This window comes from Paraburkholderia lebeckiae, assembly GCF_014201005.1.
In the GTDB taxonomy this organism is placed as follows: Bacteria; Pseudomonadota; Gammaproteobacteria; order Burkholderiales; family Burkholderiaceae; genus Paraburkholderia; species Paraburkholderia tuberum.
Genome location: NZ_JACHDK010000004.1, coordinates 39,100 through 63,816, shown reverse-complemented (window position 1 = coordinate 63,816; position 24,717 = coordinate 39,100). Strand labels below are relative to the sequence as shown.

Annotated in this window: 22 protein-coding genes; 12 read left to right on the top strand and 10 right to left on the bottom strand. The window is 65.0% G+C overall.

The window, feature by feature from the left end:
• Positions 1–27 precede the first annotated feature (27 nt).
• The 7 genes from xylB (at position 28) to HDG39_RS09445 (ending at position 9,042) form a co-directional block, all read left to right on the top strand.
• Complete coding sequence (gene xylB / locus HDG39_RS09475; RefSeq protein WP_184005351.1) at positions 28–795, top strand: D-xylose 1-dehydrogenase; 768 nt, start codon at positions 28–30, stop codon at positions 793–795.
• Positions 792–1,676 (top strand): SMP-30/gluconolactonase/LRE family protein, encoded by an 885-nt coding sequence (locus HDG39_RS09470; RefSeq protein ID WP_184005349.1) that lies wholly within the window; start codon positions 792–794, stop codon positions 1,674–1,676. Before xylB ends, HDG39_RS09470 begins: the two co-directional genes overlap by 4 nt.
• A gap of 156 nt (positions 1,677–1,832) precedes the next feature.
• Positions 1,833–2,828 carry a LacI family DNA-binding transcriptional regulator gene (locus tag HDG39_RS09465; protein WP_184005347.1) on the top strand — a complete coding sequence of 332 codons (996 nt, stop codon included), beginning with the start codon at positions 1,833–1,835 and terminating at the stop codon, positions 2,826–2,828.
• Positions 2,829–3,064: 236 nt separating this feature from the next.
• Positions 3,065–4,471: an MFS transporter gene (locus HDG39_RS09460; protein ID WP_184005345.1), complete on the top strand. Its 1,407-nt coding sequence runs from the start codon at positions 3,065–3,067 to the stop codon at positions 4,469–4,471.
• A gap of 32 nt (positions 4,472–4,503) precedes the next feature.
• Positions 4,504–6,288, top strand: coding sequence for an IlvD/Edd family dehydratase (locus HDG39_RS09455; protein ID WP_184005343.1), 1,785 nt, complete (start codon positions 4,504–4,506; stop codon positions 6,286–6,288).
• An 84-nt stretch (positions 6,289–6,372) separates the two neighbouring features.
• Positions 6,373–7,560, top strand: a complete 1,188-nt coding sequence (locus HDG39_RS09450; RefSeq protein ID WP_184005341.1) for a fumarylacetoacetate hydrolase family protein — start codon at positions 6,373–6,375, stop codon at positions 7,558–7,560.
• Between the two features lie 39 nt (positions 7,561–7,599).
• Positions 7,600–9,042, top strand: coding sequence for an aldehyde dehydrogenase family protein (locus HDG39_RS09445; RefSeq protein ID WP_184005339.1), 1,443 nt, complete (start codon positions 7,600–7,602; stop codon positions 9,040–9,042).
• Positions 9,043–9,195: 153 nt separating this feature from the next.
• Here the strand turns inward: HDG39_RS09445 and HDG39_RS09440 are convergent, their stop codons facing one another.
• The 3 genes from HDG39_RS09440 to HDG39_RS09430 all read right to left on the bottom strand — a co-directional run bounded on the left by HDG39_RS09440 (position 9,196) and on the right by HDG39_RS09430 (position 11,254).
• Positions 9,196–9,462, bottom strand: a complete 267-nt coding sequence (locus HDG39_RS09440; RefSeq protein ID WP_018422720.1) for a DUF4148 domain-containing protein — start codon at positions 9,460–9,462, stop codon at positions 9,196–9,198.
• A 197-nt stretch (positions 9,463–9,659) separates the two neighbouring features.
• Positions 9,660–10,493, bottom strand: a complete 834-nt coding sequence (locus HDG39_RS09435) for a DUF2182 domain-containing protein (RefSeq protein WP_184005337.1) — start codon at positions 10,491–10,493, stop codon at positions 9,660–9,662.
• Complete coding sequence (locus tag HDG39_RS09430; RefSeq protein ID WP_184005335.1) at positions 10,490–11,254, bottom strand: DUF899 domain-containing protein; 765 nt, start codon at positions 11,252–11,254, stop codon at positions 10,490–10,492. The genes HDG39_RS09435 and HDG39_RS09430 overlap by 4 nt, the downstream gene beginning before the upstream one ends.
• Before the next feature lie 167 nt (positions 11,255–11,421).
• Between HDG39_RS09430 and HDG39_RS09425 the strand changes: the two genes are divergently transcribed.
• The 5 genes from HDG39_RS09425 (at position 11,422) to HDG39_RS09405 (ending at position 18,653) form a co-directional block, all read left to right on the top strand.
• On the top strand, positions 11,422–12,651 hold the full coding sequence (locus HDG39_RS09425; RefSeq protein ID WP_184005333.1) for a helix-turn-helix domain-containing protein: 1,230 nt from the start codon (positions 11,422–11,424) through the stop codon (positions 12,649–12,651).
• 14 nt (positions 12,652–12,665) lie between these two features.
• Positions 12,666–13,340: a Vgb family protein gene (locus HDG39_RS09420; RefSeq protein WP_184005331.1), complete on the top strand. Its 675-nt coding sequence runs from the start codon at positions 12,666–12,668 to the stop codon at positions 13,338–13,340.
• Between the two features lie 611 nt (positions 13,341–13,951).
• The gene (locus HDG39_RS09415) at positions 13,952–16,351 is read left to right on the top strand and encodes an alkaline phosphatase family protein (RefSeq protein ID WP_184005329.1); all 2,400 of its coding nucleotides are present in this window, start codon (positions 13,952–13,954) and stop codon (positions 16,349–16,351) included.
• A gap of 121 nt (positions 16,352–16,472) precedes the next feature.
• Complete coding sequence (locus HDG39_RS09410) at positions 16,473–17,954, top strand: cytochrome-c peroxidase (RefSeq protein WP_184005327.1); 1,482 nt, start codon at positions 16,473–16,475, stop codon at positions 17,952–17,954.
• A gap of 27 nt (positions 17,955–17,981) precedes the next feature.
• Positions 17,982–18,653: an SEN1982 family lipoprotein gene (locus tag HDG39_RS09405; protein WP_184005325.1), complete on the top strand. Its 672-nt coding sequence runs from the start codon at positions 17,982–17,984 to the stop codon at positions 18,651–18,653.
• Positions 18,654–18,740: 87 nt separating this feature from the next.
• On the opposite strand, the gene HDG39_RS09400 is transcribed toward HDG39_RS09405, so the two are convergent.
• From HDG39_RS09400 to HDG39_RS09370, 7 genes are read right to left on the bottom strand one after another with little or no spacing between them, the layout of a single operon-like run.
• Positions 18,741–21,836: a complex I subunit 5 family protein gene (locus HDG39_RS09400; protein WP_184005323.1), complete on the bottom strand. Its 3,096-nt coding sequence runs from the start codon at positions 21,834–21,836 to the stop codon at positions 18,741–18,743.
• Complete coding sequence (locus tag HDG39_RS09395; RefSeq protein ID WP_018422729.1) at positions 21,830–22,204, bottom strand: sodium:proton antiporter; 375 nt, start codon at positions 22,202–22,204, stop codon at positions 21,830–21,832. The genes HDG39_RS09400 and HDG39_RS09395 overlap by 7 nt, the downstream gene beginning before the upstream one ends.
• Positions 22,205–22,220: 16 nt before the next feature.
• Positions 22,221–22,925, bottom strand: a complete 705-nt coding sequence (locus tag HDG39_RS09390) for a Na(+)/H(+) antiporter subunit B (RefSeq protein WP_184005322.1) — start codon at positions 22,923–22,925, stop codon at positions 22,221–22,223.
• A complete protein-coding gene (mnhG, locus tag HDG39_RS09385; RefSeq protein WP_090810583.1) occupies positions 22,922–23,266 on the bottom strand; it encodes a monovalent cation/H(+) antiporter subunit G in 345 nt (114 codons plus the stop codon). The genes HDG39_RS09390 and mnhG overlap by 4 nt, the downstream gene beginning before the upstream one ends.
• 3 nt (positions 23,267–23,269) lie before the next feature.
• Positions 23,270–23,512, bottom strand: coding sequence for a hydrogenase subunit MbhD domain-containing protein (locus HDG39_RS09380; protein ID WP_018422732.1), 243 nt, complete (start codon positions 23,510–23,512; stop codon positions 23,270–23,272).
• A gap of 3 nt (positions 23,513–23,515) precedes the next feature.
• Complete coding sequence (locus HDG39_RS09375; protein WP_184005320.1) at positions 23,516–23,776, bottom strand: MrpF/PhaF family protein; 261 nt, start codon at positions 23,774–23,776, stop codon at positions 23,516–23,518.
• Positions 23,769–24,296 carry a Na+/H+ antiporter subunit E gene (locus tag HDG39_RS09370; RefSeq protein WP_184005318.1) on the bottom strand — a complete coding sequence of 176 codons (528 nt, stop codon included), beginning with the start codon at positions 24,294–24,296 and terminating at the stop codon, positions 23,769–23,771. Before HDG39_RS09370 ends, HDG39_RS09375 begins: the two co-directional genes overlap by 8 nt.
• Positions 24,297–24,717: the final 421 nt, after the last annotated feature.

Genomic DNA, 24,717 nt, shown 5'->3' with positions numbered 1-24,717 from the left:
TCCTACTCGTAACAAGTGGAAAATCTGATGTCGTACGCAACCTATCCAAGTCTGTCGGACAAAACCATCGTCGTGACCGGCGGCGGCAGCGGGATCGGCGCCGCGATCGTCGAGGCGTTCGCGCAGCAAGGCGCGCGCGTGTTCTTCCTCGACGTCGCCGAGCACGATTCGCTCGCGCTGCAGGAAACGCTTCGCCACGCGAAGCATCCGCCGCTGTTCCGCCGCTGCGACCTGAAAAATGTCGAAGCGATCGAACACACCTTCGCCGCAATCGTCGATGCGGCGGGCCCGATCGACGTGCTCGTCAACAACGCCGGCAACGACGACCGGCACGAAATCGGCGAGCTCACCGCGAGCTACTGGGACGACCGTATCGCGGTGAATCTGCGCCACCAGTTCTTCTGCGCGCAGGCCGCCGCGAACAGTATGCGTCGCGCGGGGCGCGGCGTGATCCTGAATATGGGCTCGGTGTCGTGGCATGTCGCGCTGCCCAACCTCGCGATCTATATGACCGCCAAGGCCGGCATCGAAGGCCTCACGCGTGGTCTCGCGCGTGATCTCGGCAGCGCGGGCATCCGCGTGAATTGCGTCATCCCGGGGGCGGTGAAGACGCCGCGGCAGATGCAGCTGTGGCAATCGGCGGAAAGCGAAGCGAAGGTCGTCGCGAGTCAGTGTCTGCAACTGCGCATCGAGCCCGAGCACGTCGCGCGTATGGCGCTGTTCCTCGCGTCCGACGACGCGTCACGCTGCTCCGGCCGCGATTACTTCGTCGACGCAGGGTGGTACGGAGAATGAGCATGCCGGTCCCTGTGTGCGTATGGGCGGTCGGCGCCGAGCTGGCCGAAGGGCCGCTATGGCAGGCCGCCGAAAACGCGGTGTATTTCGTCGATATCAAGGGGCGCTGGATTCATCGGCTGTCCGTCGCGACCGGCGAGCAGCGGACGTGGCAGGCGCCCGATCAACCCGGTTTTCTGGCGCCGCTCGCGGACGGCACGTTCGTATGCGGGCTGCCATCCGGCTTGCATCGCTTCGATCCGGCGAGCGGCGAGTTCGGTAAGCTCGCCGACGTCGAACCGCATCTGCCGGGCAACCGCCTCAACGACGGTTTCGTCGATGCGCGGGGACGCCTGTGGTTCGGCTCGATGGACGATGCGGAAGAGGCGCCGAGCGGCACGCTGTATCGCGTGAACGAGCAAGGCGCGGTGATCGCGCAGGACGACGACTACGTGATCACGAACGGCCCGGCGATGAGCCCGGCCGGCCGCACGCTGTATCACAACGACACGATGCGGCGCGTGGTTTATGCCTTCGACGTCGCCGCGGACGGCACGCTGTCGGGCAAGCGCATCTTCGCCGCGATCTCCGGCGACGGCCATCCCGACGGCATGGCCGTCGATGCCGACGGCTTCGTGTGGATCGCGCTGTTCGGCGGCTGGCGGATCGAGCGTTACTCGCCGGCGGGCGAGCTGGTCGATCAGGTGCCGTTGCCGTGCGCGAACGTGACGAAGCTCGCGTTCGGCGGCGACGATCTGCAAACCGTCTATGTGTCCACCGCTTGGAAGGGACTGACGGCGGTCGAGCGCCAGCATCAACCGCAGGCGGGCGGGCTGTTCTCGTTCCGCGCGCCGGTGGCGGGGCAGGCTCAGGCGCGCTGCACGGTGGGCTTCGAGCGCTAGACGACAACAACACAGCGGCAGGACAGGCCGCAAAACGCAACCCTGACGTTGCCTGGTCGCTCCGCGAGGAGCGGCCCGCTATCATGTGCGTTCCATGACTTTCGCGCATTCGCCCCGATACCTATCATGACGTCCAGGCCGCCAGTTCCGCCCCGCATGTCCGATGTTGCCGAACGCGCGGGCGTCTCGAAGATGACCGTGTCGCGCGTGCTCGCCGGCCGCAACGTGTCGCAGGCGACTCGCGAACGCGTGCAGAAGGTCATCGACGAACTCGGCTACGTCGCCGATGCGGCGGCGGGCGCGCTGTCGTCGGGACGCTCGGCGTTCGTCGCGGTGCTGGTGCCGTCGCTGTCCAGCTCGAATTTCTCCGACACCGTGCGCGGACTGAATGCCGTGCTGGGCCCGCACGGTCTGCAACTGCTGCTCGGCGACACGGACTACCGTCTGGAACAGGAAGAACTGCTGGTGCGCTCGATGCTGCGCCACCAGCCGCGCTGCGTCGCGTTGACGGGCGGCCGGCACACCGAGGCGACGCGCATGCTGTTGCAGCGCGCCGGCATTCCGGTCGTCGAAATGTGGGATCTGCCCAGCGATCCAATCGATACGGTCGTCGGCTTTTCGAACTCGGCGGCGGCGCGCGCGATGGTCCGGCATCTGCACGAGCGCGGTTATCGGCGGATCGGCTTCATCGCGGGTGCCAGCGAGCGCGACCGGCGCGGGCACGACCGGATGCGCGGCTACGTTGCCGAAATCAAGGCGCTCGGTCTCGGCGAGCCGCGCGTGATCCGGCTCGGCGATTCGCCGATCACGATGAGCCACGGCGCACCGGCGATCGGCGCATTGCTCGACACGTGGCCCGATACCGAGGCCGTGATGTGCGTGAGCGACATGTCGGCGTTCGGCGCGATCATGGAGTGTCACCGGCGCGGGCTGTCGGTGCCGGGCGACATCGCGGTCGCCGGGTTCGGCAACTTCGAGGTGTCGTGGTGCTGTCAGCCGAGCATCACGACGGTGTCGGTCGACGCGTACGGCATCGGCCTGCGCGCTGGCGAAACGCTGCTCGCGGCGCTCGCCGGTCGCGAAGCCGGTGAGGTGCAGCGCAGGAAAGCGGTGAAGATCGATTTCACGGTGATTGCACGCGATAGCGCATAGAGGGCACGCTGCGAGCATCAGCGGCGCGACGCTGAATTCGCAAGCCGCGAACACCTCGAACTCCCCTTAATTAAACAGCTCAGGGATATCCCTTGGTTGCCCGGAGCATAAGCCGGGCGTAATATCCACAGCCAGAAATGTTACCGGTAACTCAACGGCGAGGTTCGCCGGCTCGAATCGCACGAGCCGCGAAGCAACGGCATTTCCCACCATAAAACAAGCTGATGGAGAAACGAATGACCGCTGTACCGCCCGCCATCGTCGCGCCCGCCGCGCGCGTCGACGAGTTCGAGGAAAGGACCTATCGCAAGGTCGTGCGCCGGCTGCTGCCGGTACTGTTGCTGTGCTATGTGGTTGCGTATCTGGATCGCGTGAACGTCGGCTTCGCGAAGCTGCAGATGCTCGACGATCTCGGCCTGTCCGACACGATGTACGCGATCGGCGCGAGCGTATTCTTCTGGGGCTATTTCATCTTCGAAGTGCCCAGCAACGTGTTTCTGCGTCGCTACGGCGCGCGCTTCTGGATCGCGCGGATCATGTTCACGTGGGGGCTCGTGTCGATGGCGCTCGCGTTCGTCGCGCCGCTCGCGCGCGTCGCGCACGTCGAAACCGCGACGATGTTCTACATCCTGCGCTTCCTGCTCGGGCTCTGCGAGGCCGGCTTCTTCCCCGGCGTTATTCTGTACCTGAACTTCTGGTTTCCGTCGCAGCGCCAAAGTCGCGTGATGTCAGGCTTTCTGATCGCAATGCCGGTCAGCCTGATGCTCGGCGGCGTCCTGTCGGGCTGGCTGATGAACCATACGGCCGGCCTGCTCGGCTATCAGGGCTGGCAATGGATGCTGCTGATCGAAGGCGTGCCGTCGCTGCTGACCGCGTTCGTGGTGTACTTCTCGCTCGACGACGGCATTGACCGCGCGCGCTGGCTCACGCCGCAGGAGAAAAGCCTGCTCGCGGCGAATCTGCAGCGCGAAAGTGCGCACAAGACAGCGCGCTTCGGCTCGGCGGTGCGCGATCCGCGCGTTTGGCTGCTGGTCGCGATTTTGCTCACGTTCAATACCGGCTTCTACGGCCTCGCGTTCTGGCTGCCGTCGATCATCAAGGCGACCGGCGTGCAGGATCCGCTGCATATCGGCCTGCTGACCGCGATCCCGTACGGCGTGGCCATCATTGCGACGCTCGCGAACGCCGCGCATTCGAAGAAAACCGGCGAGCGGCGCCTGCATGCGGCGATTCCGGCGCTGATCGGCGGCATCGGCCTGATCATGAGCGCGGCTTTGGCGCATCATGTGGTGTGGGCGATTACGTTTCTGACGATCGCCACCGCCGGCATCCTGGCATTGATGCCGATTTACTGGACGTTCCCGGGGCAGTTGCTGTCGGGCGCCGCCGCGGCGGCCGGCATCGCGATGATCAACGCGATCGGCAATCTGTCCGGCTTTACCGGTTCGATGATCACCGCCGTGGCGAAAGATTTGACCGGCGACATCAACAACGGCACTTACGCACTCGGTGCGTGTCTGCTGGTCAGTTGCGTGCTGATCCTGCTCGTGCCGCGCACGATGCTGACGCGGGCCGCCTCGAACGAAGGCAGCGACCCCGGCCGCGATGCAGCGCGGGCACAGAAACACGCAGAGCACGCATAAGAAACCTTTACCCAGACAGAGAGACAAGCATCATGTCAGCATCCACCCCGCGCCGGCTGCGCAGCCAGGAATGGTTCGACGATCCCTCGCACGCGGATATGACGGCGCTGTACGTCGAGCGTTTCATGAACTACGGTCTGACGCGCGAAGAGCTGCAGTCGGGCCGGCCGATCATCGGCATCGCGCAGACCGGCAGCGATCTCGCGCCGTGCAACCGGCATCACATCGAGCTTGCGGCGCGCACGAAGGCCGGTATTCGCGACGCGGGCGGCATTCCGATGGAGTTTCCGGTGCATCCGCTCGCCGAGCAGAGCCGCCGGCCGACCGCCGCGCTCGATCGCAATCTCGCGTATCTGGGCCTCGTCGAAATCCTGCATGGCTTTCCGCTCGACGGCGTCGTGCTGACCACCGGCTGCGACAAGACCACGCCCGCGTGCCTGATGGCGGCGGCTACCGTCGACATGCCGGCGATCGTGCTGTCCGGCGGTCCCATGCTCGACGGCTGGCACGACGGCAAGCGCGTCGGGTCGGGCACCGTGATCTGGCATGCACGCAATCTGCTGGCGGCCGGCGAGATCGACTACGAAGGCTTCATGGAGCTGACTACCGCGTCGTCGCCGTCGATCGGTCACTGCAACACGATGGGCACCGCGCTGTCGATGAACAGCCTCGCCGAAGCGCTCGGCATGTCGCTGCCCGGCTGCGCGAGCATTCCGGCCGCTTACCGCGAGCGCGGCCAGATGGCCTACGCGACCGGCAAGCGCATCGTCGACCTCGTGCGCGAGGACGTGCGGCCGTCGAAGATCATGACGAAAGAAGCGTTCGAAAACGCGATCGTCGTCGCATCGGCGCTTGGCGCGTCGACCAACTGCCCGCCGCATCTGATCGCGATTGCGCGGCACATGGGCGTCGAGCTGAGTCTCGAAGACTGGCAGCGCGTCGGCGAGCAGGTGCCGCTGATCGTCAACTGCATGCCCGCCGGTGAATATCTCGGCGAGAGCTTCCATCGCGCGGGCGGCGTACCGGCCGTGATGCGCGAGCTCGCGAAAGGCGGCCTCGTGCACGAGGAATGCCTGACCGTCTCGGGCCGCACGATGGGCGAAATCGCGGCCGCCGCGCCCGCGCCGGATCGCGAGGTCATCAAGTCGACCGACGATCCGCTGAAGCACGGCGCGGGCTTCATGGTGCTGTCCGGCAACTTCTTCGACAGCGCGATCATGAAGATGTCGGTGGTCGGCGATGCGTTCCGCAAGACCTACCTGAGCGAGCCCGGCGCGGAAAACACCTTCGAAGCGCGCGCCATCGTGTTCGACGGCCCCGAGGACTATCACGCGCGCATCAACGACCCCTCGCTTGAAATCGACGAGCGTTGCATCCTGGTGATTCGCGGCACGGGCACGGTCGGCTATCCGGGCAGCGCCGAGGTCGTCAACATGGCGCCGCCGGCGGCGCTCGTGCGCCAGGGCATCACGTCGCTGCCGACGCTCGGCGACGGCCGTCAGAGCGGCACGTCCGCGAGCCCGTCGATTCTGAACATGTCGCCGGAAGCGGCGGTGGGCGGCGGGCTTGCGCTGTTGCGCACGAACGACCTTATCCGCGTCGATCTGAATTCGCGCAGCGTCAAAGTGCTGGTCGACGAAGCGGAACTCGCGCGACGTCGCGAAACCGTGCACTTCGAGATTCCGCCCGCGCAAACGCCGTGGCAGGAGCTGTACCGCAAGACGGTCGGCCAGCTTTCGACCGGCGGCTGCCTCGAACCGGCGACGCTGTATCTGAAGGTGATTGCCGAGCGCGGCAACCCACGGCATTCGCATTGACCTGCGGGTGACAAGGCCGGGCTTCGCACGCAACGCGACGCCCGGCCTTGCCCGTTTTCCCACTTATCCGAAAGAGCCCATCCCATGTCCGCAACTTCCCCCTCCAGCTTTCTTCCCGGCGATCTGAACGACGCACTGCTGATCGGCCGCGTGTGGCGCAAGACCGAGCAGCATGAAGGACCTTGCGTGGTCGTCGTGCGCGGCGGCGAGGTGTTCGACATCACCGCGGCCGTGCCGACTACCGCCGACCTGTTCGAGCGCGACGATGCCGCGCAATTTGCGCGCAGCGCGCCGGGCGTGCCGCTCGGGCCGGTCGCGCAGCTGATCGAGGCGAACCTGCCGGGCGCGAGCGCACCGGCCGTGCGCGTGCTCGCGCCGTGTGACGTGCAGGCGATCAAGGCCTGCGGCGTCACGTTCGCGGTGAGCCTGATCGAGCGCGTGATCGAGGAGCAGGCCGGCGGCGATCCGGCGAAGGCGAAGGAAGTGCGCGAGACGATCGCGTCGACGATCGGCACCGATCTGTCGAAGATCAAGCCGGGATCGGAGGCGGCGATGAAGCTGAAGGCCGAGCTCGAGCGTCGCGATGCGTGGTCGCAATACATGGAAGTCGGCATCGGTCCGGATGCCGAAGTATTTTCGAAATCGCAGCCGATGTCGGCAGTCGGCTTCGGCGCGGACGTCGGTCTGCTCGCCGCGTCGGTCTGGAACAACCCGGAGCCGGAGATCGTGCTCGCGGTGAATAGCCGCGGCGGCATCGTCGGCGCGACGCTCGGCAACGACGTGAACCTGCGCGACATCGAAGGCCGCTCGGCGCTGTTGCTCGGCAAGTGCAAGGACAACAACGGCTCGTGCGCGATCGGCCCATTCGTGCGGCTGTTCGACGACACCTTCTCGCTCGACTCGGTGCGCGCGGCGAGCGTGTCGCTGCGCGTCGAAGGCGCCGACGACGACTTCGTGCTCGACGGCGTGAGCCACATGAGCGAGATCAGCCGCGACCCGGCCGACCTCGTCGCGCAGACCTGCGGCCGTCACCACCAGTACCCGGACGGCTTCATGCTGTTCCTCGGCACGATGTTCTCGCCGATCAAGGACCGCGACGCGCCCGGCGGCGGCTTCACCCACCACCTCGGCGATCGCGTGACGATTTCGACGCCGCAGCTCGGCGCGCTGACCAACACGGTGCGCCTGTCCACCGAAATCGAGCCGTGGACGTTCGGCGTGCGCGCGCTGTATGGCAATCTCGCGGCCCGTGGCCTGCTTGTTGCTGAATAACCGGATTGTCGCTGCAATTTTCGAAAGGAGGATCAGGACATGAGTCAGTTCGCAAACTACATCGACGGACAGTGGGTCGACGGCGCGAGCGTGTCGCGCAACGTCAATCCGTCGAATCTCGACGACGTGATCGGCGAATTCGCGCAAGCCGACGCCGAGCAGACGCATCGCGCGATCAGCGCCGCGCGCAAGGCCTTCGCGCAGTGGTCGTTGTCCACGCCGCAGCAGCGCTTCGACGTGCTCGACCAGGCGGGCAGCGCGATCCTCGCGCGCAAGGCGGAGCTCGGCAAGCTGCTCGCGCGTGAAGAGGGCAAGACGCTGCCCGAGGCGATCGGCGAAGTGGGCCGTGCCGGGCAGATCTTCAAGTTCTTCGCGGGCGAAGCGCTGCGCGTCGGCGGCGAAATAGTGCCGTCGGTGCGGCCGGGCATGACGGTCGAAATGACGCGTGAGCCGGTTGGCGTGGTCGGCCTGATTACGCCGTGGAATTTTCCGATTGCGATTCCGGCGTGGAAGATCGCGCCGGCGCTTGCGTACGGCAACACGGTCGTGATCAAGCCGGCCGATCTGGTGCCGGGCAGCACGTGGGAGCTGGTCAAGATCATCGCCGAGGCGGGCGCGCCGGCGGGGGTGATCAACCTCGTGATGGGGCGCGGTTCGGTGGTTGGCGAGGCGCTCGTGTCGTCGCCGGATGTCGATGCGATCAGCTTCACCGGTTCCGTTTCGACGGGCCGCGCGATCGGCGCGAAGTGCTTCGATTCGGGCAAGAAATTCCAGCTGGAAATGGGCGGCAAGAATCCGATGGTCGTGCTCGACGACGCCGATCTCGACGTTGCCATCGAAGCGTGCATCAACGGCGCGTTCTACTCGACGGGCCAGCGTTGCACGGCATCGAGCCGGCTGATCGTGACCGCGGGGATCTATGACCGTTTCATCGACGGCATGAAGGCGCGCATGCGCGCCCTGAAGGTCGGCGATGCGCTCGCGGACGGCACGCACATCGGCCCGGTCGTCGACGACAAGCAGTTGGCACAGGACGAGCGCTATCTGGCGATCGCGCGCGAAGAGGGCGGCACGGTGTTCGGCGGCGAGCGCGTCGAAGGCTCGATGCGCGGCTATTTCCTCGCGCCGGCGCTGGTCACGGAGACGACCCCGGCTATGCGCATCAACCGTGAAGAGGTATTCGGGCCGGTGGCGTCGGTCATCAAGGTCAAGGACTACCAGGAAGCGCTCGCGGTTGCCAACGGCACCGAGTTCGGGTTGTCGGCTGGCATCTGCACGACATCGCTGAAGTACGCGAGTCATTTCCGCCGCCATGTACAGGCCGGCATGGTGATGGTCAACACCGCGACGGCGGGGGTCGATTATCACGTGCCGTTTGGCGGGCGGAAGGGGTCGAGCTACGGTCCGCGCGAGCAGGGCGCCTACGCCCGCGAGTTCTATACGTCGGTGAAGACCGCGTATATCAACCCGGGCGCGGTCTGACGCAGAACTAACAACAGAGCTCCCCAAAACGGAACTGGCCCGCCATCGCATTCAATCGCGATGGCGGGCCAGTAGGGGAAGCTGCTAGAGCGCTAAGCCGAGCGCTCCGGCAGGTACAGCTACATCAACAGCAACTTTCCAACCTGCAACGCCTTACTGCGCTGCGTGACCTTGCTGCGACGAACCGCTGGTCACGCCGCCGACCGCGCTGTTTTGCGCCGCGACGCGGGCTTCGGCAGCCTGAATGTTCGACGGATATTCGTTCGGGTTCGAACGTGCCGGGTTGTAGCCGGCTTTTTCGATCTGAGCCAGCTCTTCACGGACTTGCGCGCGGGTCAGCGGCTGGTTCGATTGAGCGAAAACGGCAACCGGAGCAGCGAGGGTAGCGGCGATAACGACAGCTTGAACGAGCGATTTCATTTTTATACCTCCAGGTTTTGTCTTGTTGGGCTGCGAAACCATTGGTTTGCAGCAGTGATGACAGTCTAGGGGGAGCTGAAACTAGGGTAAATACCTAATTTCCGAACTCACTGTTTCCGAAACCAAAACAATAATGAGACAGCAAGGCCGTCGAGCATCGATTTGCGAAGCGATCGGCGACAGCTGGCGCGCATGAGTCAGCCGGCTGAGATGGCCTGGATGAGCAGCAAGCCCGCGCCGGCGACGGCTATGGCGCCGCTCGCCCGGGCGACGAGTGCGCCGTCCGGCGCGAGTCGCTCGGCCGTAATGGCCGTAGTCACGGCGGCCATCAAGCGCAAATCCGTCATGCCGACGACCAGCAGAATTGCCGTGAGACCCCCGCAGCAACCGGCGCAATCGATGCCGATGCGCAGACCGTATCTCCACGCGCTCGGCGCATCGGCGGGAAGGCTGGGCGTCGTGCGGCTGCAGGCGAGGCGGCGGGCTTTCCATGTGCTGAACTGCAACGCGCCCGCGAGCAATACGACCACGCTGACCGCCAGCGGCATCGAACGCGCGAGTGCTGGCCACCGCAACTCGAGCGCCGCGAGCGACGCGCCCAGCGCGAACACGGCCACGCCGAGCGCCGTCCATACGACCGCATACGCGCCGCTTACGAGCATCGTCAGCAGGGCCAGTCGCTCCGCACTTGCGCGCGAGCCGATCGCGTCGCGATAGCGCAGCAGCGTCGGCATCAACGACGGCAGCATCATCGCCGCCATCATCACGATCCACATGCCGACGAACGATGCCGCGGCGCGGGCCCACGTGCGCCCGCAGGTCGGCATCCACAGCGTCGACATCGACCAGCCGCCGGGCATCGGCAACGCGCCCATCGCCGCCATCGACGCGCCGTGGGCCAGTGTCGCCGCGACGCTCGCGGCGAACATCAGCACGCAGACGCCGACGAACACGCGCTGCGATGAGCGCGCCGCGCGCCGTGTGGCAAGGCGCTGCCCGCTCAAGCAGACAGCGCGCACGAGCGGGCTCATGACCGCTCGTACTCGTCGTGACGGCGCCACCAGATGCCCGTCTCGTTGCGCCCCTTCGGCGCGCGATCGAGCCACTGGTACATGCCCCACAGCGCATCGACACCGCGCGCGTAAGTCGAGTACGTGTGATAGACGACGCCGTCTTCGAGCACGAACGCGCTCATGCCGGGCCGGTCGCGAGAATAGGTGGCCGCGTCGGTGCCGCAGGTCGCCGCGAATTGCGCGACGGGTTCGGGCGCGGGACTCGCGTCCATCGCGTGACTGTTGCGTGCGTAGTTGTACTCGATATCGCCATTGCGCTGCTGTGCCTCGGTGAACGAGACGTTGAAGTCGAAATTGAAATCGCCGCTTGCCGACGAGGCCCATGGAAACGTCCAGCCCATGCGCCGCTTGTACGCCCGCAGCTTCTCCAGCGGCGCGCGCGACACCGCCGTCAGCATCACGTCGTGATGCGCGAGATGCACGGCGAAGCCGGCGAAGCCGTCCGCGATCGACGAGCATGACGGGCAGCCCGCCTTGTAGTCGGGGCCGAACATGAAGTGGTAGACGAGCAGCTGCGAACGTCCTTTGAACAGATCGGCGAGCGACGCACTGCCTTCGTCGGTATCGAAGCGGTAGGCCTTGTCGACCCTGACCCACGGCAGCGCCTGGCGTTGCCGTGCGAGCTCGTCGCCGTGTCGCGTGTGGGCTTTTTCCGCGTCGAGCAGCGCGCGTCGCGCGGCGAGCCACTGTTCGCGTGTTCCGATCGGATGCGTAGTCATCGTGGGTACCTCCGTGAGTCGTGCCGCGCCGCGCGAGCCGTTGCCCGACGGCGTCGGTGACGGTTGATGGTCGTGCTAGATTAGGGCTGGGCATCGATCAGGTGGGAGTGACAAGTGTGGCGGGATTCGCTTGATGCATTGACGTGCTACGCGCGGACTCGCACGCCGTGGACGCGCTGATTTCCGCGGCGGCGCGCGCGCTCGCGGCCGGCGATCCGCTTGGCGCGCTCGACCGCGTCGCGTTGCGCGACGACGCGCCGGCGCTCGCGCTGCGCGGCATTGCGATGGCGCAGCTCGGCGATTTCGGGCGCGCCAAGGCGTTGGTGCGCGATGCCGCGCGCGCGTTCGGCGCGCAGCATGCGGTGGCGCGCGCGAGATGCGTGGTCGCCGAAGCGGAGATCGCGCTGGCGTCGCGCGATCTCGCGTGGCCCGCCAAAACGCTCGACATCGCGACCGCCACACTCGACGCGCACGGCGATCGCGTCAATGCCGCGCATGCGCGGTATCTCGCGGCGCGGCGTCTGCTGCTGATCGGTCGTCTCGACGAAGCGGAGCGCAAGCTTGGCGCGCTCGATCCTCGGCCGTTTCCGCCCGCGCTGCGTGCCGCGCATGAGCTGGTGGTCGCAGGGGTCGCGCTTCGGCGTTTGCGCAGCGGCGCCGCGCGTGCCGCGCTGGCGCGGGCCGGACGAGCGGCACGCGAGGCCGGCATTCCGGCGTTGATCGCGGAAGTCGAAAGCGCGTCGGTGGCACTGGGCAAACCGGCCGCGCGCATGATCGCGCATGGCGAAGAAGAACCGATCCTGCTCGATGAAGTCGAGAAGCTGTTGACCTCGAATCGCGCTGGCGGCGCGTTGATCGTCGACGCTTGCCGCTACGCGATCCGCGATGCGAACGCGGCGGTTGCGCTCGCGAGCCGACCGGTGCTGTTTGCGCTCGCCCGCATGCTCGGCGAGGCATGGCCCGACGATGTGCCGCGCGACGCGCTCGTCGCACGGGCGTTCCGCGCCAAACGCGCCGACGAATCGCATCGCGCGCGGCTGCGCGTCGAGATCGGCCGGCTGCGCACGGCGCTCGGCACGCTCGCGAACGTCGGCGCGACGACGCGCGGCTTCGCGCTCGCGCCGCGTCACGCGCGCGAGGTCGTCGTGCTGGCGCCGCCGGTCGAAGGCGAGCATGCGGCGCTGCTCGCGTTTCTGTCGGATGGCGAAGCGTGGTCGAGTTCCGCGCTTGCCCTCGTGCTCGGCGCGAGTCAGCGCACCGTGCAGCGCTCACTCGACTCGCTCGCCGCGGCCGGCAAGGTGCAGCCAGTGGGCGAGGGGCGCGCGCGCCGCTGGATGACGCCCCCGCTGGCCGGATTCGCGACGGCTTTGTTACTCCCTTCCCCGTTCCCTTCATGATTAGGATGGCCACCATGAACCGCTCTGCCGCCAGAATCGTCCGTGAATATGGGCCCTTTACGGGCGTCGATAAAGTGCATGGCGTCACCTACGACGGCCGACAGGTGTGGATCGCGACCGGCGAACGGCTCGACGCGTTCGATCCGGCGAGCGGCGAGACACTGCGCTCGATCGCGGTGCCCGCCGACGCGGGCACGGCCTTCGACGGCGAACACCTGTTCCAGATCGCGCACGGCTGCATCCAGAAGATCGACCCGCAGAGCGGCCGCGTGCTGTCGACGATCGCGGCGCCCGGCGACGGCGGCCACTCGGGGCTGACATGGGCCGAAGGTTCGCTGTGGGTCGGTCAGTATCCCGAACGAAAAATCTATCAGGTCGATCCGGACACTGGCGCGGTGCTGCGCACGATCGAATCGAATCGCTTCGTGACCGGGATCACGTGGGTCGACGGCGAGCTATGGCATGGCACGTGGGAAGGTGACGAGAGCGAGCTGCGCCATCTCGATCCGCGCAGCGGCGAGGTGCTCGAGCGCGTCGAGATGCCGGCCGGCGCGGGCATTTCCGGACTCGAATCGAACGGCGCGGATCTGTTCTTCTGTGGAGGCGGCGGCAGCGGGCTCGTTCGCGCCGTGCAGCGTCCCGTGCGAGAGAGCGACTCGCAATTGCCGGTCGATTCGACGAACGAGTAATTCGTTATGCAAGCAGCGCGTCCTCTTACCGGCGCTGGTGTTTGGCTTACTTGTACTCGGCGATAACGTAAGTAATCGTTGGTAAAAGAAATATTACATTGCGTTACTTTAATCGCGAGACTACTTCCCATACGCGGGCCGCCTGCAGCGACTTCTAGCAGGCCGTGGCAAAGCACTCAGCCACCGCCGGATAGCGGTCCCGTCATCTCGTTTCTTCGGCCTCGCCCCACCAGTGCTCGCATCAGACCCACCGACGCGGCGCATGCGCCACCACCCGGTACTCGAAAGTCCAAACCGCAACACACTCGGATGCTGCACCGCACACGCGAAGCATTCCGACTGTGTATCAATAGTAGCGGGGCATTGAGAGAGCATTTTCGTTGCACCCGCAACAAGTCCGACGATTGGTTCTCAGCTTTATTTCCGTCTTCGTTGCTTGCCCGTGCATTGCGGCTTTTCGAAAAGATGTGATCAGAACCAAGCCAGATTCTCACTCCAATCCTTATCGCGTGCAGACATACCTTTTACACAATCTGTTCATATTATTCGCTGGTTTTACCAAGTCTTGCCCCACACAAGCGGTTGCCGATACAACTAACAAGGGTCCCCAAATGTCATCGCATCACAAAATGCGCCCAGCGCTTTGTCTAACGTCCGTTGCCGCCGCCTGTGTGCTCGCAGCTTGCGGCGGAAATTCGGATAGCCCCTCTGCCAGCAACAACGGTGGCACGACTTACTCGGGCGTGGTCGCCGCAACTGCCTTCGTCCAGGGCAGCTCGAGCGGCAACCCGACCTTGAAGGCCGGCTACTACTCTGGCGCCACCGTGTTCGTCGATGCCAATGGCAACGGCGTGCTTGACAGCGGCGAAGCCTCCGCGAAGACCGACGGCAACGGGCATTTCTCGTTGACCACGACCGCGACCGGTCCGCTCGTCGCTGACATCACGACCTCGGCCACCAACACGGCATCGGCCGCCAAGGTCGCCAGCCACCTGATCCTGCGCGCTTCGCCCGACCAGATCGCCGACCAGGGCGCCACCAAAGTCGTGATCAGCCCGATGTCGAGCGAAGTGCAGCGCCTCGTCGAAGCCAACGGCAGCAAGTACGCGACCGAGAAGGCTAATCTGTCGACCCGTCTGTCCGGCCCGGCATTCAACAACGCCTCCGTGACGGTTCCCGCCGGCGACGTCCTGGCCGACGCCAACACCCTGTCCGGCGCCGAGCAGTACGCGGTGCTGTTCGAAGAAAACGCACTGACGAACCGCTACACGTACGCCACCGCGAAGCTCGATCGTGGCGACAAGTACCCCGACGCGCTGGCCGTTGCAGGTGGCGACCCCACCCTGACCGGCGTTTCCGGCATCACCGCTGGCGAAACCATCCCGACGGATACGCGCAAGGCGATCACCTTCGCACAAGCCCAGCAGGCTGCGTTCAACGTCGAAGCGATTCCGCGTTACGACAACGTCTTCGTGATCATGCTGGAGAACAGCAGCACGAACCGCGTCAAGGGTTCGCCGTACATGCCGGCGGTCAACTCGATGATCACCAACGGCAACTACTTCTCGACCTACTTCGCGACCGGCAGCCCGTCCGAGCCGAACTACACCGCCCTGGGCGGCGCCGACGACTTCGGTATCGGCGACGACAACTGGTGGGGTTGCGCCGCGACCGGCGCCAACGCCCCGACGGACAAGGTTTTCGCCGGCGGCACGGCTTCCGACGGCCAGCCCCTGCCGTCCCACGTCGCGCTGACGTCGAACGACCCGATCATCGGTACCACCGCCGGCGGCGCCACCGTGGCCGTTGGATCGCTGCTGTCCAATTACACGGCGGCCAGCAACCAGGCGTGCTCGACGGACGGCACCGGTTCCGTCGCCAATCACAACATCATGACCGCGCCGAACCTGTTCACGCAGATTTCGAGCGCGGGCCTGACGTGGCGTACCTACAGCGAATCCATGAACCCGGGTCAGGATCCGCGCGCCGACAGCCTCGGTGACACGGGTGTATCGCAGGCCTACAACCAGACGGACGGTAGCATCACCGTGACGGGCACGCCGTTCGCCATGCCCGGCTCGCTCTACAAGACCAAGCACCATCCGGGCATGGCCTATCAGAACGTGCGTAACCAGCCGGAGTTCTTCGCGAACAACCGCACGATCTTCGGTACCCAGTACTACACGAACGCGGCTGACCTGACCAACACCACGCTCTACAAGGTTCCGACCGGCTACAACGTCGACCAGTTCAGCACCGACCTGGCCAACGGCGACGTCGGCACCCTGAACTTCATCATGCCTGACCAGTGTGATGACCTGCACGGCACCGGCAGCGACGGCACCTGTAAGGACAGCACGACCGCCTCGGGTTCCGTTCCGGCTCACGCGCTGCTGACCCGCGCCGACTACTACACCAATGCCGTGGTGCAGAAGATCAAGGCCTCGCCGCTGTGGCAGAACAAGCAGCGCAACGTTGCCATCGTGGTCATGTTCGACGAAGGCAATGGCACGTCCAACGGTGCCGGCAGCTCGTGCTGCGGCTGGGACGTGGGTGGCAAGGCTACGCAGATGCAGAACGCGGACGGCAGCTGGACTCCGGTTCAGGCGAAGTACGGCAACGGCAACAAGGGCCATGGCAACTCGATCTTCGTTCTGCTGACCAACCAGCAAGACGTGGGCGCCGCGCCGAAGGGCATCGCCGACAGCGATACGTACAGCCACTTCTCGTTCGTGCGCACGGTGCAGGACATGTTCCAGCTGGCCGACCCGGCTGTTCCGACCTCGTACGCCAACCGTTCGAAGTACACGGAGTCGTACATTGCGCAGAACATCGCCAACCTGCCTGAGTACGCTGGCAGCGCCGACACGCACTACGACGCGGTTCGTCCGATGAACCACGCCTACGTGATTCCGGCCGGCTACACGCAGAAGTTCCAGACGGGTGACGTGAGCGATCCGGCGCAAGTTGGTCCGGACGCGACCCAGAAGAACCTGTGGGCGACGAAGTAATAAAAAGCACTAAACGGTAAGCACGCGCAAGCGTGCCATTCATCAGGCAGTAGCCTGCGCGGGGGAGCGGTTCGGCCGCTCCCCCGCCAGCTGTTTTATCGAACAAAGGCGGGGAGTAGCGATGCGCAAGGTTTATGCGGGGGCGCTGTATGTCATCTTGTCGACACTGGCCGCTTGCGGGGGCGGGGGCTCGTCACAGTCTGCTTCGACGGACGCAGGCACGGGCTCCACGGGCTCCACGGGGTCGGCGCCCACGAGCAAGCTGAGCGCTGCGGCCCAGATCGGTCAGCAAATGTTCTTCGACAAGAACCTGTCCGGCGGCAAGAACCAGGCATGCGCGACCTGCCACGATCCGGCGTATGCCTACGGCCCGCCCAACAGCCTGGCGGTGCAGCTGGGTTCCGATGGCGTATCGGAAGGCCAGCGCGCGGTTCCCTCGCTGCGCTACAAGGCCGTGACGCCGGCCTACGACGACAACGCCTCGAACCCCGACGGCATCACGGCGAACGCGCCTGGCGGCGGGTTCATGTGGGACGGCCGCGGCAAGACGCTGGCCGACCAGGCGGCGCTGCCCCTGCTCAATCCCATCGAGATGAACAACGCCTCCAAGGACGCGGTGGTGCAGGCGGTGAAGAGCTCCTCGTATGCCGCACAGTTCACGGCGGTGTACGGCCAGGCCGTGTTCGGCGATACGGACACGGCGTTCCAGGACATCGGACTCGCGCTGCAGGCCTACCAGAATGAGGACCCGAGCTTCGCGCCGTATTCCAGCAAGTTCGACCTGTATGCGAACAACAAGATCGGCGGCACGTTGACGCCGGCCGAATTGCGCGGGATGAACCTTTTCAACGATACCGGTCACGGGGCCGGCTGCGTGGCTTGCCATTTCATGGGCGCCAACTTCAACGGCTCGAACGCGCTGGGGACCGACTTCACCTATCAGGCGATCGGTGCCCCGCGCAACGACACGTCGATCCCGGACAATCCGAACCCCATCGCGGCCAACCTGAACGCGAGCTACTACGACATGGGGCTGTGCGGCCCGATCAATAACGGCAGCTATGACAGCCACACGCCGCTTTCGGCCACCAGCGGCGCCGGCCCGGACCCCTTTACGGGCGTGAACAACCCGGATCCGTATTGCGGCCGCTTCAAGGTGCCGACGCTGCGCAACGTCGCCGCGCGCAACGCCTTCTTCCACAACGGCGTATTCCACTCGCTGGAGCAGGTGGTTCGCTTCTACAACACGCGCGACACCAACCCCGAGTACTGGTATCCGTCAACGGGTGGCGATTCGACCAAGCTGACCAGCAACCCGAGCTATGCGCTGCAACCCACCTATGCAGCGGGAGCGACGGTGAACATGTTCAACGATCTGCCGGCCGCCTACCAGGGCAATATCGACGAGGAACTGCCGCTGGGGCAGGGCCAGACCGACGCGGGCGGCACCACCGCGTTGAACGGTGCGCAGCCGCGCGCCGTCCATTCGGCGCCGCAACTGTCGGATCAGGACGTGCAGGACGTGATCTGCTTCCTGAATACTTTGAGCGACGGCTACCAGCCTCCCGCGACCCAGCCCACGAGCGGTAGCTGCGTGAATTGATCTTTTTCAATACTTGAACTATCCACGATGATGCATTTTTCGAATGCGGTGCGCTGCACTGCGATTGCGGTTTCCCTGACGGCGTCGATCCTGCTGGGCGGTTGCCAGAACAAGGCCGAACCTTCCGCGGAGAACTTCACCAACACCATCACGCACTACCTGGCCGATCGCGGCCACCTGTGCGTGGCGAAATACGATTGGCCCATCCACGTGGCCGATCAGGATATCGTGGTCACGCATTCCCGCGATGCGCTGCAATTGCCGGTGATGGAAAAGCTGGGCCTCGTCAAGAGCACCGTCATGACGGTCGAGCGCACTGGCGAGGACGGGGCCAGGATCGAGGCGCCGGGTCGCGAGTATGTGCTGACCGACGAAGGCAAGCAGTTCTACCTGCACAAGCCTGTGGTGGTGGCGACGCCCGGCAAGACGGTCACGCACGACGCCGATTTTTGCGTGGCCACGCTGACCCTGGACAAGGTGGTGGGCTGGGAGCCGCCCCAGACTCACGACGGGGAGACCAGGACCTCGGTGCTCTACACCTATAAGATCGACCCGGCGCCTTTTGCCAGGACTCCCGAGTTCCAGCGAGTGTTTCCCATGGTGGCGCGCGTGATCGAAGGCGCGGGCACCATGCAACTGCGCGAAGGCGTGCGCTTGACCAAGGACGGCTGGGTAGCGGAAGAATATCTCGTTCGATGATCGTTGAGTTCGCCGACGCCCTGCTGCGAGGCGATCGTTGCAGCACGTGGGCCGGTCCATGCCGCTGCGCCAGGACCAGGCGCACCCTTATGGTGTCCCCGCTGGACTCAGCCCCGTGCTCGCAAAATAGATCACGAGAAAATACAGCAGCACATAGAGCGCGTAGGTCTGCCCGTTGCCGGTATAGACGCGGCGTATCCGAGCCGCCGCCACGAGCGCGAAGTGCGATATGCCGCGCCAGAACATCTGCGCGACCGGCGGCACAGTGCGGCTCAGGATCGGCCGGTAGAAGTGGTAAAAATCCGGGGCGTTGCGCGCATTGCCGCGGCGACTGCGGTAGTACAGCACACCGAGCCCGAACACGATCGCCGTGACGATCAGCACGACGATCACGACCGGCGTCGGATTCCAGAACCCGTAGATGCTTTCGAGCGACATGCCGCCCCACACCAGTGTCGCCGCAAACTGCGGATCGATCGCGGCCGACACCGGTTCGAGCAACACCTTCGGAAAGAACGACAGGATCACGATACCGACCACGAACAGCAACTGCGGCACCAGCAGCATCACAGGCGCTTCGCGCACCTGCGGCCGCTGCGGCGGGCGCGGTTTGAGGAAGACGCCGTTCAGCAGGCGCAGCATGTACAGAAAGCCGGCGCAGGTCGCGATCAGCCCGCACACGGCGAGCCCGTACCAACCCTTGTCGGTCATTGCGCTCAGCAGTAGCCATTTGCCGCCGAAGCCCATCAGCGGCGGCAGGCCCGACATCGAGACGAGCGCGATCACGACCATCGCGAACGTGAGCGGCATCTCGCGCGCGAGGCCGCCCACATCGGCGAAATTGCGCGTGCCGGTGCGCGAGATCACGCCTGCGAGCGCGAGGAACAGGATGCCCTTCACGAACATGTGATTGGCGACCAGATACAGCGCAGTGACCCAGCCGAGATGGCTCATCAGGCCGATCGCGGTGACGATATAGCCGGTCTGGCTCATGCTCGACAGCGCGAGCATCCGTTTGAAGTCGTTCTGCCGCAACGCCATCAGCGCGCCGAACAGGGCCGTCAGCATGCCTATCCAGGTCATCGCGTGCGCGAGTTCGAGGCCGACCTCCGAGCGTATCGTCAGATAGGTGCCGATCAACAGGCCGAACATCGCGACCTTGCTGACCACCGCCGACAGCATCGCGGTCACGTCGTCTTCCGCTTCGGTGTAGGCGCCCGGCAGCCATACGTGCACGCCGATCGCGCCGGCCTTGATCAGGAAGCCGGCCGCGAGCAGCACGAACGCGCGGTTCGCCTCCGGTCCCGAGCGGATCAGCGCCGATAGCGCGATGGTGTCGTCGACCGCCGCGACGCTGGCAAAGCCCGCGAGCAGGAAGAACGCCGCCAGCAGCGAAAACAGCAGGAAGGTCAGCACGTGCGGTCCCGCGCGCCGGCACTTCGCGATCAGGAAGCACGACGACAGCGTGATGATTTCCCAGCTATAGAAGAACTCGAGCGAGGTGGATGAGCGCAGCAGCGCCGGAATCGACAGCGACAGCACGACGAGCATCGGATCGAAGCCGGCGCGCACGTCGTCGCGATAGAGACTCGCCGCTGCGATCACGAGGCTGCCCGCGAGCAGCAGCCAGGCGAACAGTCCGGCGATACCGCGCGAGCCCTCGCAGAGCAGACTGCCGATCAATCCAATCGCGATCACCGCGAGCACGCCTTTCACGCGCCCCGGCAGACGATCGGCCGCATAGAACAGCGCGCCCGCCGCGAGCGGCGAGAAGATCCACGCCGACGTGACGCCCGAGAACACGGCTGCCATATAGGCCGCCGCGATCAGCAGCACGGCGACGCCGAATAGCGGCAACAGCGCGGCGATGTTCGGCCGGGCTTTGGCCTCGACGTCGGACGGAGCCAGCGCGCGCACGAACCAGTGGAACATATAACCCGCCTCGAGCAGCGAGCCGGTCAGGATCAACACGATCCAGTACGGCTTGCCAGCCGCGGTCAGGCGCATCACGAGTTCCCACTTCGCCCAGAAGCCGGGGAATGGTGGCAGTCCCGCGATCGCGACCAGGAAGAGGCCGAGCAGACCGATCAGCAACGGGCTGCGCGACAGGATCGCGCGTGCATCGTCGCCGTGCCGCCGCAGCACGCCGATCAGCCAGAACAGCCCCGCCTTCGCGAACAGATGGTTGATGAAGAGCCCGCCGACGACGAGCGGGATCGATGCGTCCGCGCCGATCTGGCGCAACAACGCGAGCGACAGCATCAACAGCGCCATCTGCCCGATCGACGAATAACCGAGCAAACGTTGCGGCTTCGTCTGCTTGATCGCGAGCAGGTTCGAGAACAGGAACGTGACGCCGCCCGAGACGGCGAGCAGCGTCAGCAGGCCGTCGAACAGCGGCAGCAATTTCAGCAGCGCGAAAAACACGCCCGCCGATACGCCGACCGATACCATCGCGCCGACGCCGCTCGGCGCGGTCTCGTAGACGTCGAGTCCCCAGCCGTTGGCCGGAAACGGTTTCAGCTCGATCACGAGACTCGCGAACACGAGCAGAATCGCGGTCGTGCCGATCGGGCCGCCGAGCTGGTCGCGCAGCGACAGCAGTTCGTCGATGTTCAGCGTGCCGCTCACGTAGTAGAGCAGCACCGTGCCGAGCAGAAAGAGCGTCGACGCGATCACGGTCGCAAAGATGTACTTGAACGCGGCGGCGAGCGCGGCGGGCGTGCGCTCGAGCCCGAACAGGCCGTATGTCGCGATCGACACGATCTCGAGAAACACGAACAGGTTGAACAGGTCGCGGGTCATCACCATGCCGTCGATGCCCATCACCAGAATCAGGTACAGCAGCAACGCCGCGTAGTTGCCGCGCAGACGGTCCCACAGATGCAATGCGCCGAGCAGCGCGACCACATTGACGCTGAAAGTGAAAAAGCCTTCCCACAAGCCGAAGCGCAGATTGATCGACACCGGCGGCAGCGCGCCCGCGGTCAGCACCTCGATCGTGTCGCCGCCGTCGAGCAGGCCGTAGAACGACACGCCGGAGACGAGCACGATGCCGCACAGCGCGATGAAAAAGCCGAGCGTGAGCCATGGCTTGCCGAGCCGGTACAGCAGCGGAATGACGAAGCCGCCGCCGAGCCCGAGAATGAAGATGTGCAGCGGATGAAACAGCGCGGCTACCATTTCGACTCGGTGAAGGCGTCGATGGAAAGCGTCTTTTTGGCGGCATGAAGACGGATCGCGAACGACAGCATGATGGCGGTGACCGATAGCCCGATCACGATCGCCGTGACGACGAGTGCCGATGGAATCGGATCGATCGCGCGGTGCGCGGCCGCGGATTTGCTGAGCGCCGCGTCGATGATCGGCGCGGTGCCGCCCGTGACGTAACCGGTCGCGACCATCACGATGTGCAGGCCCGTGTCCATCACCGCGAAGCCGATGATGATGCGCAGGATGTTGCGGTGGGTCAGCATGCCCCACAGGCCGATCAAGGAAAGGCAGAAGCCCGTGATCAGCAGGATCTTCGAAACCGGGATGCCCGTGCTCATGCGCTCTCCTTCTCGTTCAGCTTCTGAACCGGTCGATGATGACGCTAAGCTCCGCGCCGACCTTGACTCCGAGCAGCGTGGAAATCAGCGGGATCGCGCCGGCGCTGAAGAACGCGCCGAACTCGCCGCGCGGAAGAAAGCGGGCGTCGAGAAAACCGCCCGCGAGCACGAGGCCCAGAATGCCGATGCACACGTAGATCACGCCCGCGAGCGACTCGACGACGCTCAGCAGCGTGACGTTCAGCGTCGAGCGGGGCCGCGCGAGTAGCATCAGCATCGCGGCGGACGCGACGATCGCGCCGCCCTGGAAACCGCCGCCCGCCGACAGATGCCCGTTGACGATCACGTAGCCGCCGAAGGTGAAGATCATCGGCAGCAGCACCTGCTTGCCGGTATGTACGATCTCGCCGGTTGGGCGGCGCGCGGTCGCGGATTCGTCTGCCGCAGCGTCGGAGGTCGCGTTGCTTTCCTCTTTCAGCAGCACGCCGACGCTCGCCGCGACCATGAACAGCACCGCGACTTCGCCGAGTGTGTCGAAGCCGCGAAAGGTGATCAGAATGCCGGTCACGATGTTCGGCGCGCCGAGTTCGAGCGGCCCTCTGACGACGTAGTACCAGGCGAGCGGGCGCAGCGCCTGCAACTCCGTGTAGCCGCCGACGAGCCGCCAGAACACGACCGCGAACAGCAGCACCGTCAGCAGCGCAAACGCGCGACGCATCATGATTCGGCCTCCCCCGCGGTGCGCCCGCCTTCGTCGGCGAGTGCGTCGGTGATCGTGGACGAGGTCATCGGCGTGCGGATCAGCCAGGCGGCGCGCGATAGCGCATGCGAGGACACCGGGTTGGTCACGAGCACGAAGTAGATCAGCAGGATCAGCCGGAAGGTCCAGTTCGGATGGTAGAACGCGAGTCCGATCAGCACGAGCATGTTGCCGAGGGTCGACGCCTTGGTGCCGGCCTGAATGCGTGTATACGCATCCGGCATGCGCAACAGCCCGAGGCCGGCGGAGAACAGAAAGACGGCGCCCACGAGGATGAACACGCTGCCGATCAGTTCGAACATGCGCTAGCCCTTCTGATAACCGGTTTTGCGGATCGCGTACAGAAAGATGAAGGTCGCGAGTCCGGAACCGATCGCGGCTTCGGCCATCGCGACGTCGGGCGCGGCGAGCAGCAGGAAGGCTATCGCGGCGAACAGGCTCGCGAGCCCCGAGCTCACCATCGCGGCCAGCAGATTCTTCAGGCAGACGGCCAGTACGCCGCTCACGAGGATGCTCGCGCACATCAGCAGCAGGAGCAGTTCGAGCATGGCTCACAGCCCCCTTTCGAGAAAGCGCGCAATCGCGAGCACCGCGAGAAAGCTCAGCAGTGCATAGACAAGTGCGACGTCGATATAGACGAAACGACCGGAGACTTGCGCGTACAGCGCGATCAGCGACAGCGAGACGACCGTCAGCATGTCGATCGCGACGATGCGGTCGACGAGGGTCTTGCCGATCACGAGACGGATCACGCCGAACAGCATCGCGAAGAAGATCAGCACGGCGGCGATCCGGAGCATGATCTCAGCCAAAGACTTTCTCCAGATGCTTTTCGAACGGTGCGACGAGTGCCTCGGTCGCTTCATCGATATCGGTCGTCTTCACGTCGAGCAAGTGAATGAATAGTATGTCGTCCCGAATATCCATGACGAGCGAGCCCGGCGTGAGCGCAATCGAATTGGCGAGCGCGAGACGGCCAAGCGGTGTTTGGAGGCGCGTGCGAACCCTGACGATGCCCGGCTTGATGTCGATACGCGGCGAGTACACCAGCGCCATCACGTTCAGATTGGCGCGTACGAGCTCGACGACGAAGGTCGCGCTATACGCGGCGAAGTGATACGGTGCGCCTGGCGTTAGACGTAGGCGCTGCCATGCTTCGCTCGACGATACGAAGACACGCGCGATGACGAAGGTAATGACGAGACCGACGAGAGCGGGTTCGACGGCGAGCGATGCATTGGCGATCATCCAGATGACGAACAGGACGACCCAGAGGCCAGGCATTCCCCGAGGAACGAACGACGACACCGGTTTTCCGTTGTTCGAAGCCATGTCATCGGTTCCTGAGGAGGCCTTGCGGAAAATTCTAAGTGACAACTTATGGCAAAGCAACCGGCGCACGGTTGTCCGCTGGTGGTCGTTTTGTGTGCGTAAATCCGCGCGGCGCTTATCGGCTGCTCATCGAGTGAATTAGTGTCATTGCGATCTTTTCAATAAAATGGCGCGGCGAAAAGCCGACGCCGATCGACGCGCATTTGTCTTGAAACAGACTGCGTTGCCGCGATAAGACGCGACGTTGAATCTCTGAGCGGCGCCGTACCGTTTTTGATCACCTGTGACCGATCGGAATCTGGAAAGTCTTGTCGCCAATCTATGCGCGCGCTGCATAAATTGATTTTTTTAATGAATTTGCGCCGGCGACCAGATGCCGGTCGAATGTCGGGTTTCGCGCGGTCCGCGTGTGTCGCCGTGC